Genomic DNA, 16,123 nt, shown 5'->3' on the forward strand with positions numbered 1-16,123 from the left:
TCGTGCGGAAAACTGAGGACGGTTTTCCGCAAGAACGATGCGACAAACCATATTGGGGGTAATGCGATGATCCGTTTCGCCTGGCTGCCGCTCGTCGCATTGCTCGCGACGCCCGCTCAAGCCGATCCGGGTGCGCCCGGCCGCATCGCGGCGGCGCTCGGCATTCCCTCCGCCACCGCCCCCGGCTGCGCGGTGGGCATCTTCCGAGACGGCAAGACGGCGGAGCTGGTCAATGCGGGCGCCGCCGATGTCGCGACCGGCCGCGCGATCGGGCCGGACACGCAATTCTACGCCGCGTCGGTCTCCAAGCAGTTCACCGCCGTCGCGCTGATGCAGCTCGTCGTCGCGGGCAAGGTCTCGCTCAACGACGACGTTCGCAAATATATCCCGGAACTGGCCGATTACGGCACCGTCGTCACCGTCCAGATGCTGCTCAACATGACCGGCGGCATCCGGGACTCGCTGGCGCTGCTCGCGCTGGAGGGCAAGCTGAAGATCTCCGAGCCCAGCCGCGCGGAGGCGCTGGCGGGCGTGCTCAGGCAGAAGGAGACCAACTTCACGCCCGGCACCCAATATGATTACACCAATGGCGGCTATCTGCTGCTTTCCGAAATCATCGAACGCGTTTCGAAACAGCCCTTCGAAACCTATGTGAACACCAATGTGCTGAAGCCCCTGGGCATGACGCGCAGCTTCATGATGCTGGGCAAGCGCACCGCCGATGCCAATGCGACGCACGGCTATGTCGCCGCGGCCGACGGCAAGGTGAGCTCCGCCGACGAATATCCGCTGTTCGGCGGATCGGGCGGGCTGATCACCACCGTCAACGATCTCGCCAAATGGGATCGCGACATCGATAGCGGCCACAAGGTGTGGACGCCGGAAATCACGCGACTGATGGTGGCCCCCGGCAAGTTCACCAACGGCGCGCCGGTGGTGCGTTCCGGCCGTGGCATCGCCTATGGCAACGGACTGATCATCGGTCCGCACTGGTTCCACCACACCGGTGGCGCGGCGGGATACAAGACGCTGTACGGGCGCCTGCCCGAAAAGCGGATGGGCATTGCGCTCCTCTGCAACAACGGCGCGATCGATCCCGCGAAAAAGGCGGACGAAGTGATCGCGGCGCTCAATGAAGGGCTGCCGGCGGTCACCGAACCCTCCTCCGACGGATCGGCGCTCAACGGCCGCTACCGGAATCCCAATATCGCCGCGACCTATGTGATCGATGCCAGGGCCGACACGATCAACCTGACGCTGGAAGCCGCCAATGGTGGCAAGACCGGCCCGCTGGCGCTCAAGCGCAATGCCGAAGGCGTGTTCAGGAGCGGCCCGTTCGGCATCACCCCCGACGACGACGCGCGCGGTTTCACCCTGGAGACGTCGCGCATCACGCTGCATTTCGTACGGGCGCAATGACGATGCCCCGATCGCGTCGCTCCGCCGTTTTTTGAGCCCGGGCGACGCGGGGAAGTGGCTCATGGGGTGAACTGTCCCGGGCTTCAGGCCATCACCTTGGCCAGGGCACCGACAAAGGCGGCATTCAGCGCGTCACGCGGCGCTTCCGAGGGCCTGGGCCAGGCGCTTTGCAGGACCAGCAGAAGGTCCGCCGCGGGATCGATATGGAGCAACTGGCCGAAGACCCCTTCCGCTCGATAACTGGCGGGCGTGCGCTGGATCCACCATTGATAGCCATAGTCGGACACACCGCCATTCGCCTTGTGCGGCGCCGATGGCTGGGTCGACTCCGCCATCCAGCCCGCCGGCAGGATCCGGCGCCCCGCTGCGATGCCGTCGTTCAGGCAGAACAGGCCTAGCCGCGCGACATCGCGCGCCGTCGCGCTGATGCAGCCCCCGCCCCATTCGGTGTCGCCCTCGGCATTGCACACCCAATAGGCGTCGGCCTCCATGCCCATCGGCTGCCAGATCCGTTCGGAAAGATAGGGCGATAGCGGTCCGCCGATCGCGGCCGCCACCACTTCGCCCAGCATGCAGGATTCGCCGGTCTTGTACTGGTGGACGGTCCCGGGTGGATAGGCGCGCGGCAGCGATGCCAGATGCGCGAAGAACTGGCCCTTGCGATCGCGTGCGGCCGAAAGCCCGAGCAGCCGGTTTACGTCGGATGCGGGATCGAGGTAATTCTCGCTCCAGCGGATGCCGGAGGACATGCGCAGCAGATCGCGGATGATCGTCCCGTCGAACGCCGTGCCCCTGAGCGCGGGCAGATAACGCACCACCGGATCGGTCACCGCGCCGATATGCCCGTCGGCAATGGCGGCCCCGACCAGCAGCGACGTCACCGATTTCGCCATCGAAAAGGATGTCCACCGTGTCGCAGCGTCGTTGCCCAATGCATAGCGTTCCAGCACGATCCGGCCCTTGTGCACCGCCACCAGGCTGGCGACGCGATTGAACGCCATGAATTGGGCCAGGGTCCAGTCGCGCCCGTCATGGCTGAACACCAGCTCGGGCTCGGTCGGGGCGCGCGGCAACGATGCCGTCACGCCGCCCCTGCGGATGGGCCGCGTCGCGAACAGCCGGTCCATGTTGCGGAAGGCGCGGATCTGCGCGTCCCCTTCCAGGAACAGCAGCTTCGCGGCATCGCGCGACATATCGTCGGTCGCGCGCGCCCAGGATCGCCCCGGCATCGCCGATGCCGTCAGGCCTGCGCCCAGCCATGCCAGCATGTGGACCGCGTCGCGCCGGTCGATCGGCACGCCGGTCATCGTGCCGCCCCTGCCCTGCAATGCGCGGCGCCGGCCAGCGCGTCGAGTTCCGCCCGGTCATGCAGCCGGCCGCCCGCGACGACCGCGCGGATGGCGCGCAACGCATCCAGGTCGCGTGAGGGATCGCCTTCAATCAGCAGAAGATCCGCGCGCGCGCCGGGCTCGACGGTGCCGAAATCGGCGGCCCAGCCCAGCGCCGATCCCCGCCGGGGCAGCGAACGGAAATAGTCGCGCGGCACCACCGTCGCGCTGCGCAAGGCCTGTAGCGGCGTCAGCCCGGCGGCGGCGAGCGCCTTGAGCTCACTCAACAGCCCTTCGCCCCAGAGATGATAGGGTTGCGGCGTGTCCGATCCCGCCATGATGCGCACGCCCGCACGCGCATAGGCCGCAGCGATCGCGCGGCGCAGGCGCAGGAACGTCGTGGCCGCATCCGCCGGCATTGCCTGCCGCATGGCATCGCGACGCTTCGGCCAGGTTCGGCGCTGTTCGGCATCGGCCAGACAGGCCGCCGTGTCCGCCGCCAGCGCATCCGGGGCAGGATCGAAGGCACGTTCGAACGATGCGAGCGTCGGCACCTGAAAGGATCGCGCTTTGGCAACGCGCCGTGCGAGACCGTCGATCCGCGCAGGCCCGGCGGCTGACGCAGCAGCGACCACCGCTGCCGGTGGAACCTGCGCGAATGGCCCGAGACCGGCGCCGCGCTTCGGCAGCAGTTCCTGGATCGCACCGTCGAGATGCTCGACCTCCTGCCCCGCAGCAAGCGCCGCAGGCAGGCCGACCGCATTGTCGACATGGCCCGCCACCGGCAGTGCGACGGCGCGTGCCTCGTCGATCAACGCATGCCAGACCGTCGGATGCGTGAGCTGGTGCGCCTTGACCAGGTCATATCGCCCATCCGCCGCGCTGCGCACCGCCGCGCGGCCGGCCGCGACCGTCGGGGCCGTGTCGTCATTGACGATCGGCGCGGCGACATACAGGCGCGGCCCGGCCAAAGCGCCCTGCTCGACCGCCGAACGCGCATCGCGCGCGACCGCGGGCGCCTGCATCACGCGTGCCGTCGTCACGCCATATCCGATCATCAGCGCCAGCGAACGGCGCAGCGCCCCGTCCGACGTCGTCACGGCATCCGGCAGATGGACATGCATGTCCACCAGGCCCGGCATCACCACCAGCCCCCGCGCCATGACCCGGCGCGCTCCCGACGGGACCGCGACACTTCGCCGCGGGCCGATGCGCACGATCCTGTCGCCGCGCACGATGATCGTCTGGTCGCGCAGCCGTACCCGCGACGTCATCGGCAATATGTCGGCGCCGATGATGGCGAGCGTTGCCGGGGCATCAGCGGGCGCCGATGTGGCGATGGCGGGCGTAGCGAACGGCAGCAGCACGGGCAGCAGCCCGATGGCCCGACGCACGCTCACGCCCCTCCTCCGCCGATCGCAAGCATGGTGCGCACGGGAAAATGATGCGGCGGCACCGGCAGGTTGGTCGGCGCCGGCCCCTTGCGGACGCGCCCGGACAGGTCGAATTGCGATCCGTGGCACAGGCACAGCCAGCCGCCGTCATCGCCCAGCCCGGCGAAAGGCTCGCACCCTTCATGCGTGCAGCGGCCGATCACCACCAGCCAGTCCGGATCGCGCGTGCGATCCTCGTCGCGTTCGGGATCGCGCAACGTCGAGAGCGGCACCGCGCGCACCGCCGCGATCTCGGCCGCGCTGCGGTGACGGACGAAGACGGGCTGGCCGCGCCAGGCAATGCGCAATTGCTCGCCTTCGCCGATCCTGGCGAGCGGCACCAGCAGCGGCCCGGCATCGTCATGCGCGGCCGCCCGGCCGCAGTGCAGCGCCGCCAGACCGGCCAGCATCTCGCGCCGGCGGATGCCGGGCATCACGGCCTGGCTACGCGGCTAGGCACGTCGACCACCTTGACGCGCGCAGAACCCTTGCCGCCGGTCTTCACCCGCTTGAGCTCCTGCAGGGTGGCGACATCGATCACGCTCACTTCGTTGCTCGTGCGGCAGCCGACATAGGCATATCGGCCGTCAGGCGCGAACGTGATCCAGTTGGGTCCCGCGCAGACCGGGATCGTCTTCACCAGTTCCAGCCCGGGATGCGTATAGATCGAGACGGTGTTGATGATGCTGCCCGCCGCGAACAGATATGTCTCGTCGGGCGACAGCTCCAAACCGTGATTGACGTTGTGCGGCCATTCGAGGGGCGGTGTGAAATCGGCGGGCAGGCCTGGCAGACGCACCGTCCGCGTCACCTTTCCGCTCTCCAGATCGGCGACAGCAAAACCGTGCAGCCGTGAAAGCTGCGTGTAGAGAGTCTTTTCGTCGCGCGTGAAGGTGAATGGGCGCACCCCGTCCTGAAAGCTCAGCAGCTTGGCCAGCCGGTTCTTCTCGGTATCGAGCACATAGATCGACTGGGTGAACATCGAACCGGCGTAGAGCCGCTTGCCGTCTGCCGACAGGCGCGTGGTGTGCATGCCCCACTGGCCGTCGAGCCGGCCGGTGATCACCCCGCGCCGGGTGTCGATCACCTCCAGATATGCGCGGTCGTAGAGCGGCGCATAGAGCGTCCCCGTCTTCGAGATGCTCAGATGATGCGGCCATCCGTCCTTCAGCGGCAGGCGCCAGAGGATCCGGTCGTCCGCGGTGCTGATCGCGACGATCTCGCCGGAATCGGGAACGCCCCAGCTATGCGACTTCGAAATCCCGACATTGACATAGACCGCCTTGCCGTCGGGCGATCCGATCACGTCGTCGGGATGATGGCCGACGGGGATCACGCTCACCAGCTCATGTTCGGGGATGCTGATCACCGAAACGTCGCCGCTCTCGCCGTTCTGGACATAGAGATACGGCTTGGCGTGAAGCGCTGCCGGCAGCGCGAGCGCGGCGGCGGCGGCCAGGCCGCAGAGCAGCCGTCCGGTTACAGTCACCATATGCGAACCCTTTTCTCTTCTGGCAGGTAGAGCGCACGCCCCGGCTGCACGTTGAATGCGTGGTACCAGCCGGGCAGATTGCGGACGATCCAGACGCGCTGTTCGGGCGGCGCATGGACGTCGGTGCGCAGCGCCTGCATGCGTGCGGCCTCGCGGTAATTGACGCGCCAGATCTGCGCCCATCCCAGGAAGAAGCGCTGGTCGCCCGTCAGCCCGTCCTTCACCGGCAATTCCCTGCCGCCCAGCGAATGGCGATAGGCATCCCAGGCGACGGTCACGCCGGCCAGGTCGCCGATGTTGTCGCCCACGGTCAGCCGGCCGTTGACGAACTTGCCCGGAAAAATCTCATAAGCGTCATATTGCTTCACCAGCGCCTCGGTCAGCGCATCGAAGCGGCTGACGTCATCGGCCGTCCACCAGGTGCTGAGCACGCCGCGCTCGTCATATTTCGCGCCCTGGTCGTCGAAATGATGGCCGATCTCGTGCGCGATCACCGCGCCGATCGCGCCATAGTTGAGCGCGGGATCGGCATGGGCGTCGAAGAAAGGCGGCTGCAGCAGCCCGGCGCTGAACACGATCTGGTTGGACCGGTGATTGGCATAGCCGTTCACCCCCATGGCGGGCAGGTCGGTATACCATTGTCGCTTGTCGATCGGCCTGCCCAGCATGTTCAGCTGGCGTTGATGCTCGAACTCGCGGGCGCGCCGGACATTGCCGAACAGATCGTCGCGCCGGATCGCAAGCGACGCATAGTCGCGCCAGCGGATCGGATAGCCGATCTCCGCCACCATCGCGCGCAGCTTGGCCCGCGCTCGCGCCCGCGTCTGCGGGGACATCCAGGCCAGCGTACCGAGCCGCCGGTCCCAGGCGGCCAGGATCTCCCGCACCAGCCGATCGGCCTCCGCCTTCGCCTCCGGCGGGAAATGCCGCTCGACATAGATCCGGCCGACCGCGTCGCCCATCGTCATCGAGACGAGATCAGCACCGCGCTTCCATTCGGGGCTGTTCTGCGGCGCACCGGCCATCACCGTTCCGTTGAAGCGGAAATGCGCATCGACGAACGGCTGCGACAGATAAGGCGCATAGGCCTGGAGCAGCCTGAGCTTCAGATAGTCGCGCACCACCGCGGGAGCCGCCGTCGCCATCAGCGCCGCATTCTTCGCGATCGCGTCGGGCTGACGGACGAGCAGACGCTCCTGCCCTGCAAAGCCCGCCGATCGCAGATAGGCGTCCCACGGGAACTCGGGTGCCGAACGACGGATCTCGTCGATGCTCAACGGGTTATAGGCGCGGTCGGGATCGCGGGTGTCGAGCTGGGGCCATTGTCCCGTCGCCAGCTTCGTCTCGAAATCGAATACAGCGGCGGCCCGCGCCTGCGCATCCTCCTGCCCGATCAGGGTGAGCAACTCAGCCAGATATTGGCGATAGGCATCGCGCCGGGCATCGAGATCCTTGCCCTTGTCGAGATAATATTGGCGCTCGAGCATGCCGAGCCCGCCCTGATGGACGATGACGATCGCCGCCTCGGGTGCACGATCGTCGGCCTCGACCATCGTCCAGAACGGCGCCTGGACCTTCATCCGCGTCAGCCTGCCCATCACCATCGCCAGCGCCCCGGCATCCGCCGCGCGGTCGATATCGGCGAGCAGCGGATCGATCGGCGCATGGCCCAGCGCATCCACGCGGTGCCGGTCCATGAAGCTGGCATAATAATCGCCGATCGCCGATCCCGGCTTGCCCGACTGTTCCTGCAGGATCGCGCGCACGCGTTGTGCGGACAATTCCTCGAGCGCGGAGAAGGCATCGACACCGATCTTGTCGGGCGGGATCGGCGTCGCCTTCACCCAGCCGTCGCTGGCATAGCGGTGGAAATCGTCCCCCGGATCGACGCTGCGGTCCATGCCCGCCAGATCGAAGCCCCAGGCGCCGATCTCGGCGCGCCCCTGTCCGCCCGGCCGGGATGCGGCGACAGGTTCGGACGCCATCGATGGAGCATGCGGCACGATCGATATCGCGGTGACGGCGAGCATCGCCGCGCTGGCGATCGGCAGCCGGCCGGGCCCACGCCCGCATTGCGCTTTCGTCGTCATGTCAGAACCGCGCCGCTGCGCCGACGTAGAAGAAGCGGCCGATATTGCTGTACACGCCCGATCCCGGCGTGATCCCCACCAGCCCCGCGGGCGGGCGGCGATTGCCGAGATTGTCGACGCCGACATAGGTGTTGAAGCGCGCATCGACGTCGAATGAGAGCCGCACGTCGTGATAGACGACGCTCGGCAGATACCTGACGTCGAAGGCGTCCAGATCCTCGGCGGGGCGCCCCTGTACCGACTTGATGTTCTCGATCGCGCCGGGCGTCATCCGACCGACATATTTGAGCTGATAGCCCAGCGTGATCGGACCGCGCTCGATATCGACCGCCAGATTGAAGGCATTGCGCGGATAGCCGATCTCTTCGAGATTGCGATCGGCCCGTTCAGGAGTCTCGGGGTTCAGGAAAGCGTCGTTCTGCAGGACATGGGTATAGTTCAGCCGCAGCCCGATGGTGGCGACATCCGCGATCTTGCGGCGAAATGCCGCGCCGATATCCACACCCCGCGTTTTGAGCGCGGCATAGTTGAGCGGCCCCAGGGTCAGGCTGTTCTGGATGATCTCACCGCGCTTCTCGCCGTTGGGGCCCGGTGCCGATCCGATGTTGCGGGAGAACGAGCGGCAGAACTGGTTGTCGATCCCGGCGGCGTCGTAACAGGCGTTCAACACCTGCTGCACCCCGGGCGAGGTGATCACGTCATCGACCTTGATATCGTAATAGTCGACCGTCAGCGACAAGCCCCTGATCCAGCGCGGTTGGAATACAAGGCCCGCGGTCAGCGATTTCGACCGCTCCTCCCGCAATTCGGGATTGCCCCCGGATTGATAGGGAAAGGACGTCATATATATCTTGTCGAAGCCGTCCGGAACGCCGGCCGCCCGGCAATTGGCGGCGCGTGTCGATGATCCGGCGCCGATATTCTGCACGGAGCAGGGATCGCTGATCAGCCCAGCCGAATAACGCTGGCTGTACGGGCGATACACCTCCACCTGATTGGGTGCGCGCACCGCCGTCGCATAGTTGGCGCGGAAGCGCAGATCGTCGACGGGGGCCCATTCGACGCCGCCGTTCCAGGCGAGCACCGTGCCCGCCCGCCCCCGATAATCGGCGGCGCGCGCGGCGGCGTTGACGGTCAGTTCCCTGAAGAAGGGCTGATTGGCGAGCAGCGGCAGGCTGATCTCACCGAACACTTCCTTCACCTCGAAGGCTGGTGGCCGGAAAGCAGGCGCGGGCGTGTAGAAGGTCAGCCCCGCCTCGACCAGCGGATCCTGCGTGTTGCGCAGCCGCTCGCGGCGATATTCGGCGCCGATCGCGAAACCGACCGGACCGCCCGGCAGTTCGAACCAGTCGCTGCTGTCGCCATTGACGAAGGCGTTGAACACGAACTGGCTCAACTTCGACCGGGCAATGGAATCGGTCAGCAGATAATCCTTGGCCGCCTGCGAGATATTGCCTTCTCCGAACGGATTGAGCGGCGCGCAGGCCGCGACGTCGGCGGCAAGCCGGCCGGCGGCAAAGGCCTGGTTGGTCGCGCCTTCATAGGTTCGGGCAGCGGCGGGATTGAGTGTGGAGCGGCAGACGATCCGGTCGGTCGCGGGGTCGCGCACCGTGTCGATCGCCAGCAGATAGCGCTGCATGTCGACATTGCCGAGGATGCGTGTGCGCGTATCGACCTCCGCGACATTGACCGACGCCTCGTAACGCCAGTCGCCGTTGAAGCGGCCCCTGGCGCCACCCACGACGCGCCAGGTGTCGCGCCGCGTCGCTTCCTGCCGCGTCCCCAGTTCCAGGAAGTTGCGCGCGAAATAGAATGGCGCATCCTGCCCCGCCGGAATCCCCATGGTCTGGCGGATCAGATCGGCGGCGGCGGCGGAAAGATAGGGATTGTCGGTGCGATAGCTTTCACGCGGGCTGCGGTCGGCGATCGAGAAGAACGGCCCGACCGAACTGCCGAGCGCATCCGAGCGCACGAACTTCGCCTCGATGAAGGGCTCGAACGCCTCGCTGACCGTGAAATGGCTCAGCAGGTTGATGCTGTAGCGCCGGACATCGGGCGCCAGGCCGAGCTGGCGCCCCTCCTGCAGGTTGGATCCGTTGCCGCCCTGATAGAAACCGAAGGGCGCCAGGCCGATGCGGTCGCCGGTCTGGAGGACCAGCGAGCCATCGGGCTGGAACAGATAGGCCGGCAGATGCCCGTCGGCGCCGGGCGCGAGCACGACATATTGGCCGCCATTGCTGGCATCCAGATAGCGGATATCGCTGAAAAGCCGGCGATCGGGCACGCCGTCGCTGCCATTGGGCAGGCCCGGCGCATCCTGATCGACCTGCAGATAGGCGGTCAGCCGGTTATAGTCGGGCCGCTGCGACGCATACCAATCGTCCTGCTTGGCGAATTCGGCGCTGACGACGACATTGCCGCGCCCGTCGCCGAAATTGGTGCCCGCCGTCGCGCTCAGGAAATATTGGCCGGCATCGCCATAGCGGCTGATCCCGCCCTGCCCGCGCATCCGCAGACCTTCGAAATCGCGCTTGAGCACGAAATTGACGACGCCGGCGATCGCGTCCGAACCATAGACCGCCGAACTGCCGCCCGTCACGATATCGACGCGCTCGATCAGTTCGGTCGGAATCGCGTTGACGTCGGGTGCCGACCCGTTGGGCGAGCCCGCGATATGGCGGCGCCCATTCTGCAGCACCAGCGTGCGATCGGTGCCCAGGCCCCTCAGATCGAGCAGGTTCAGGCCCGATCCACCCAGGATCCGCGTCGAATTGGCCTGAGTGACGGTGCTGCGAAAGCTCGGCATTTCATTGAGCACCTCGCCGACCGACGTGTTGCCCGTCTGGAAGAACTCCTCGCCGCGCATCGTGGTGACGGGCACGGGGGATTCGACGTTGACGCGCTGGATACGCGATCCGGTGACGACGATCGCGGGCGCCTCTTCCGCAGCGGGCCCCTCCATCGCGACCGCGTCCGTCGCAGCGGGCTGCCCGGCGGCCGCGCCCTGGCGGCGGCGGATGGCGACCGCGCCCGATGCGTCGACATAGGATGCGAGATCGCTGCCCGCCAGCAGCCGGTCGAGCGCGGCGATCACGCCCAGCTGCCCCTTCGCGCCACGGGTGCGGACGGGGCGGACATCCTCCATCCGATAGATGACCTGCCGGCCCGATTGCCGCACAAAGGCATCCAGCGCAGATTTCAAATTCCCTGCCGGAATGTTGAATGTACGAACTTCATCCGCCGCATGAACAGGTGAAGCAGACATGATAATTGCTGCGCTCGTTGCAAGCGCGAATACCACACCCCGCATTGATCACTCCCCCCGATGTACCATTGTTGTCTGATCAGTAAGACAGTCGGCACATCCGAAATCCGTTACGCATTAACGCGAGATATATATTTTTTCTTGGTCGTCGGTGACTTTCAGGCCATAGGCCTCGCGCAGCAGCCGGCCGAATATATCGACATTCTTCGCTTCGAAGCTGCCGCCGATCGCCATCTGCGCGACATCGCGGTCGGCGATGACGATCTGCTTGCGGTTATAGCGGTTGAACTCGTCCGCCGCCTCGCCCAGCGTATCGCCGTCGAAAACCAGCCGGCCCTCGCGCCAGGCCATTTTTTCCTGCACGCGATCCTCGCTGCGGTCGGCGATCAGCATCGTCGGCCCTTCGGCGACCGCGATATTGCCGGTGGTGATCGTCGCCGACCGGTCAACCGTGTCGCCGCGCACTTCGTCCACGCGCACCCGCCCTTCCGACACGATGATCGTCACCCGCCCCTGCGCGCGACGCACCGAGAATTTGGTGCCGAGCACGGTGATCGTCCGCGATCCCGCATGGACGACGAAGGGCCTGGACGGATCCTTGGCGACGTCGAAATAGGCTTCGCCACTGTCGAGCCAGACTTCGCGGCGCGCCCTGCCTACGCCTGCCCGAATGGCAGTGGCGGTGTTGAGTTCGACGCGGCTGCCGTCGGGCAGTCCGACAAGCTTGCGCCCACCAACGGCCGTCTCCACACGCGCCAGTTCGATTGCCTGGTCGGGTTCCGGCGAGAACGGCACCGGCAATTTTCCGCTCGCGACGATCACCGCCGCGATGAGCAGAAGCGACAAGGATGCCGCGATCGCCGGCAACGGCCTGCGCCAGCCGAAGGAGAAGCGCGACATGGTGGGAGCCGGCATATCCGCTGCGGCACCGATCGCGCCGATGCGATCCGCCGCGCGCCAGCCATGCTGCAGGCGCCAGAATGCGACCTTGTTCGCGGCAGAGGCCGCGAGCCAGGCGTCCAGCTGAGCCTGATCGGCTTCGGACCAGCCCGGCTCTTCGCTGCGCAGCACCCATTGCGCGGCCTCGTCCTGAAGAGAGCGCTGCGCCGTCATCCGCGCCCGATCTTTCTGTGCGACCGGCCGGGCCGGCTGATCCGGCCAGCCCCGCCCAGCATGAAATCGACGAGCGCGCGCATGCCGAGCGTCAGCTGCTTCTCGACAGTGTCGACACTGATCCCGAGATGAGTCGCGGTTTCGGCCGTCGACAGCCCGTCGACCTTGCGGAGCCGGACAACCTCGCGGCAGCGCGGCGGCAGATTGTCGAGCCCGACCTGCGCCCGGCGCAATTCGTCACGTGCGATCAGATTGGGTTCGGGCGCCGGATGGTCGAATGCATCCTCCTTCATCGTCATGTCGGCGACGAGTTCGAACGAGACCACACGTTCGTGCTGCGCGCGATTGATCAGGTGGTTGCGCGCGACCGCATACAGATAATATTTCACATTGCGCGGCAGTTCGTTGCGCACGCCGATCACCATCCGTTCGTAAATCTCCTGGCGGAGATCGTCGATATCGGCGGAAACCGGCCAATTGCGACGGATGAACTGCGTGAGCATTGCTTCATGCGGCAGCACTTCCTCGCAAAACCAGGCTCTGAGCGCCGCATCGTCAATCATCAGCGAAAATGCATCCTCCGGGCGTCGATCTCGATCGGTCCTCGCTTCTCAAGACAGACGAGCCGCAAAATCCCGTGACGACAAGTCCGATGTTTTTTTGCGCCACCGCCGTACCGGGAACGCCCTCATCGCCGGTCTAACCGTTCGAGACGAAGATCGGGACGGATCGACATGATTGCGCACAGGGTGAGGAAGACGATCGCAGCGATGCGGGCCGCAAGCAGGATCCTGTCATGCGCAGCCCTTGCCTGGCCCTGCATCGGATTGGCGGAACCATCGCAGACAGCCACGGCAGACGCGGTGGAGCCCATGATCGCGGGTATCGCCGCCGCGCTCGACACGCATCCCCTGCTCGGCCTGGGCGAGCTTCATCGTCAGGCATCGATCCATCATCTGTATCGCCGGCTCGTCGCCGACCCGCGCATTCTGTGCCGCATCGACGACATCGTCGTCGAGTTCGGCAACAGCCGGTTGCAGCACATCGCCGACCGCTATGTCGGCTATCGCCGCGGCGCGCCGGTGTCGCTTCCGGAAAAACGCGCCATCTGGCGCGATACCGGCCAATGGATGGTGTGGGATTCCCCCTTGTACGAACGGTTCTTCGATGCGGTGCGCGACGCCAATGCACGCAAGACGTGCGCTAAGCCCGTGCGCGTGCTGCTCGCCGATCCCCCGATCGACTGGTCCCGGGTGAAAAGCGCCGAGGACTATCGGCGCTACCGCATTCGGGACCAGTTCTTCGCGGACCTGCTCGAAAGCCAGGTCCTGAAACCCGGCCGGCGGGCGCTCGTCATCGCCGGCAGCCCGCATCTGTGGCAGGCACTGCCCGCGAATACCGCCGAAAAGCCGACCATGGGCCAGATCGTCCGAGCCCGGCATCCGGGTGCGATGCTGTCGCTGATCATGCTCCCCGATGCCGGAATCGCGGCGAAACTCGGCCTGCCGCCGGCGCCTGGCCTGATAATGATCGGGGATATGGCATTGGGACGCCGCTCGTTCGGCGATATGGTCCCCGCCGACGAGCCGATCGAGATGATGGTGGATGGCAAGGCGGCGGCGACGCCGATGGCGGAAGTGCCCTGGCCGGCGGCCGCGCTGGTGGTGGGCGGCCTTCTCAACCTGGAAATCGGCGCGCCGGTCGAACCATCTGCCGATATCTACCGCGATCCGGACTATCAGGCCGAACTGCGGCGCCGCGCGGCGATCCTCCATCAGGTCCATGGGGTGGATTTCGAAGCAATGCTCGACGCCATGCTGAAGGCGCCGTCATCCGATGTCGGCCATTGAACGACGGGCCGCGCCCTCTGCATCGCCTCGGTCGAAACCGACCGATCATGTCGCCTCGGTGCCGTGATCGGGCGTGAAACGGCGAGCATCGAAGCTGAACGGCACCTGCGCGCTGTCGCCGTACAGTTCGTGATGCGGCGCGGCTTCGGCAAAGGCGGCGGCCAATAGCAGCGCATTGTAATCCGCGGGATCCTCGGGCCGTGCCGGCAATGTCGCGAGATGCGCCAGCAGGGCTTCGAGCCGGGGCGCCATCAGCGCGTCGAAATCGACGAAATCCCCGGGCGCGGCGGAAAGCCGGATCGCGTTGCGCTCATTCTCGGTGGGCCTGGCCCAGCGCGCGGCCAAAGGCTCCAGATCCTGGAAGCCGGCGGGCAGTGCGATGTCGGTCATGGCATTCAGTCCACTTCTTCAAGATGGCGATCGAGCGTCAGCGCAGCATGGCGGATCAGAAACTCCTGATCCATCAACTGCATATCGTCGATCGCGCCGGACATGATGCCCGTAAACGTGTCTTCCATCGTCGCGGTGTCCTCCAGCCAGGCGTTGCGGTGCAGCGCGTTGACATGGATCTGCGCGGCCCGCTCCGCCGCATTTTCGGCGGGGCGGAAATAGTTGATCCCTTCCCACAAGGTCCGGCCATGATCGAGCGGCCAGAACTGATGGGTGAAATAGGACATGCCCGGATAGCCGCAGCCCGATGCCAGGTGGATGAGCAGATTGGGGAAGATGTTGGGCAGTTCGAACTGGAAATCGGCGCGGCGTTCTGGGTTGATCGCCGGCGGCAGCAGATCGGGCCGTGGCTTGTGGCATTCGCTGCCGTGCAGGATGCCCGCGAATTTCTGCGTCGACGGCGCCGCGTCCATGCCGGCGCCATAGATGGTGGACGATGCGTGCGGCCCCATCAGCTTGAAATCGCTGTGCTCGATGCCGCGAAAACCGGGAAGCGAGCCGGCATGGATGGTCGGCACATGATAGCCTTCCGAAAAGGCGTAAAGCGCAACTTTCCAGTTGCACTCCAGCACCGTCGAATAGCGGAAGGCGGTGGTCGATTCATGATAGGGATAACCGCCGAACAGCGCCCCGAAATCGCCGAGATAGTCGGCCAGCGACTGGGCCGGCTCCGGATCGAAATTGATGAAGACGAAACCCTGCCATTCGTCGCACGCGATCGGGCGCAGCCCCAGGCAGGCGGTGTCGATCTGGCCGAAATGATCCTGAAGCGGCACCGATTTCAGCGGCCCTTCGGTGCTGAACACCCAGCCATGGAAACGGCAGGACAGGACATTGGCGCGCGCGCGGCCGAAACTTTCGAAATCGCTGTTGGGCACCACCTTGTTGCCGCGATGCGTGCAGACATTGTGGAAGGCGCGGATACGCCCGTCCTTGCCGCGCACGATCAGCACCGATGTGTCGGCGACCGGCATCTCCTTCACCTTGTAATCGCCGGGATTGGGCAGTTCCCACGCGGTCGCGACCTTCAGCCAGACCTTTTTGAACAGCCTTTCCTTTTCGAGCGCGTAGATGGCGGGATCGCGGATGGCGCGCACCGGAACGGGGGCGACGCCCAGCTCCTCGCGGATCTGCGGCACGGAGCGCCTGATATGGTCGAGCGATGCGGCTGGATGAGACATGTTTATTGATCCTTCCCGTTCCGGGTTCAGGCCTGGTCGAGAGCGGCGGGCTTGTCGTGCCAGCCCTCGGGATAATGAGAGATGAGATCGGCGCCGAGCGTCAGGCTGGCGAAACGCCAGCGATCCTCCGCCGCCACCGCCGTCGCGGCATAGCTGCCGCCGATCCAATAGGCGCGGCCGCTGGCGGCGGTCGCCGCTTCCCACAGCATGAACGCGACCGCCGCTGACCGGCCGTCCGCCGACAGGTCGATACGCGGCGACACCAGATAATGGAGCGTCCAGCGAAAGCCGGTATCGGCATTGCCGGCGACGCCGTCGGCGATGGCGTCGGCGCCGGCCAGCACGCCATAGCCGTCGATCGTGAACACCGCATCGGCGGTGAACAGCCCGCGCAGCAGTGTGGCGGAAGGGCCGCTGTCGAAACCATGGCCCAGGTCGGCGATCAGGCGTTCGATGGCCTGATACGCCTCCAGCCGGGCGATACGCGCCTCCAGCGACATGT

General features: G+C 66.0%; 13 protein-coding genes. 2 read left to right on the plus strand and 11 right to left on the minus strand.

Going from position 1 to position 16,123, the window contains the following annotated elements; all coding sequences use genetic code 11:
• Nucleotides 1-66 precede the first annotated feature (66 nt).
• Entirely contained in the window at nucleotides 67-1,419 is a 1,353-nt protein-coding gene (locus tag K7G82_RS25550) for a serine hydrolase domain-containing protein (RefSeq protein ID WP_222992801.1), read from the plus strand.
• Nucleotides 1,420-1,502: 83 nt separating this feature from the next.
• Here K7G82_RS25550 and K7G82_RS25555 read toward each other — a convergent pair whose 3' ends face one another.
• From K7G82_RS25555 to K7G82_RS25590, 8 genes are all read right to left on the minus strand, one after another.
• Nucleotides 1,503-2,726, minus strand: coding sequence for a serine hydrolase domain-containing protein (locus K7G82_RS25555; protein ID WP_222992802.1), 1,224 nt, complete (start codon nucleotides 2,724-2,726; stop codon nucleotides 1,503-1,505).
• Nucleotides 2,723-4,147 (minus strand): amidohydrolase family protein, encoded by a 1,425-nt coding sequence (locus tag K7G82_RS25560; protein ID WP_222992803.1) that lies wholly within the window; start codon nucleotides 4,145-4,147, stop codon nucleotides 2,723-2,725. Before K7G82_RS25560 ends, K7G82_RS25555 begins: the two co-directional genes overlap by 4 nt.
• On the minus strand, nucleotides 4,144-4,614 hold the full coding sequence (gene petA / locus K7G82_RS25565; protein WP_222992804.1) for a ubiquinol-cytochrome c reductase iron-sulfur subunit: 471 nt from the start codon (nucleotides 4,612-4,614) through the stop codon (nucleotides 4,144-4,146). The genes K7G82_RS25560 and petA overlap by 4 nt, the downstream gene beginning before the upstream one ends.
• Entirely contained in the window at nucleotides 4,614-5,672 is a 1,059-nt protein-coding gene (locus tag K7G82_RS25570; protein ID WP_222992805.1) for a beta-propeller fold lactonase family protein, read from the minus strand. The genes petA and K7G82_RS25570 overlap by 1 nt, the downstream gene beginning before the upstream one ends.
• Entirely contained in the window at nucleotides 5,666-7,762 is a 2,097-nt protein-coding gene (locus K7G82_RS25575; protein ID WP_222992806.1) for a M13 family metallopeptidase, read from the minus strand. Before K7G82_RS25575 ends, K7G82_RS25570 begins: the two co-directional genes overlap by 7 nt.
• A 1-nt stretch (nucleotide 7,763) precedes the next feature.
• On the minus strand, nucleotides 7,764-10,964 hold the full coding sequence (locus tag K7G82_RS25580) for a TonB-dependent receptor domain-containing protein (protein WP_246623878.1): 3,201 nt from the start codon (nucleotides 10,962-10,964) through the stop codon (nucleotides 7,764-7,766).
• A 180-nt stretch (nucleotides 10,965-11,144) separates the two neighbouring features.
• Entirely contained in the window at nucleotides 11,145-12,140 is a 996-nt protein-coding gene (locus tag K7G82_RS25585) for a FecR family protein (protein WP_222992807.1), read from the minus strand.
• Nucleotides 12,137-12,703 carry an RNA polymerase sigma factor gene (locus K7G82_RS25590; RefSeq protein WP_222992808.1) on the minus strand — a complete coding sequence of 189 codons (567 nt, stop codon included), beginning with the start codon at nucleotides 12,701-12,703 and terminating at the stop codon, nucleotides 12,137-12,139. The genes K7G82_RS25585 and K7G82_RS25590 overlap by 4 nt, the downstream gene beginning before the upstream one ends.
• A 309-nt stretch (nucleotides 12,704-13,012) precedes the next feature.
• Between K7G82_RS25590 and K7G82_RS25595 the strand changes: the two genes are divergently transcribed.
• Nucleotides 13,013-13,990 carry a hypothetical protein gene (locus K7G82_RS25595; protein WP_222992809.1) on the plus strand — a complete coding sequence of 326 codons (978 nt, stop codon included), beginning with the start codon at nucleotides 13,013-13,015 and terminating at the stop codon, nucleotides 13,988-13,990.
• A 45-nt stretch (nucleotides 13,991-14,035) separates the two neighbouring features.
• Here K7G82_RS25595 and K7G82_RS25600 read toward each other — a convergent pair whose 3' ends face one another.
• From K7G82_RS25600 to K7G82_RS25610, 3 genes are read right to left on the minus strand one after another with little or no spacing between them, the layout of a single operon-like run.
• Entirely contained in the window at nucleotides 14,036-14,380 is a 345-nt protein-coding gene (locus K7G82_RS25600; RefSeq protein ID WP_222992810.1) for a hypothetical protein, read from the minus strand.
• 5 nt (nucleotides 14,381-14,385) lie between these two features.
• Nucleotides 14,386-15,621 carry an aromatic ring-hydroxylating oxygenase subunit alpha gene (locus K7G82_RS25605; protein ID WP_222992811.1) on the minus strand — a complete coding sequence of 412 codons (1,236 nt, stop codon included), beginning with the start codon at nucleotides 15,619-15,621 and terminating at the stop codon, nucleotides 14,386-14,388.
• Nucleotides 15,622-15,647: 26 nt separating this feature from the next.
• Entirely contained in the window at nucleotides 15,648-16,121 is a 474-nt protein-coding gene (locus K7G82_RS25610) for a nuclear transport factor 2 family protein (RefSeq protein ID WP_222992812.1), read from the minus strand.
• Nucleotides 16,122-16,123: the final 2 nt, after the last annotated feature.

Origin of the sequence: Sphingomonas colocasiae (genome assembly GCF_019880585.1) — a bacterium.
Lineage (GTDB): Bacteria > Pseudomonadota > Alphaproteobacteria > Sphingomonadales > Sphingomonadaceae > Sphingobium_A > Sphingobium_A colocasiae.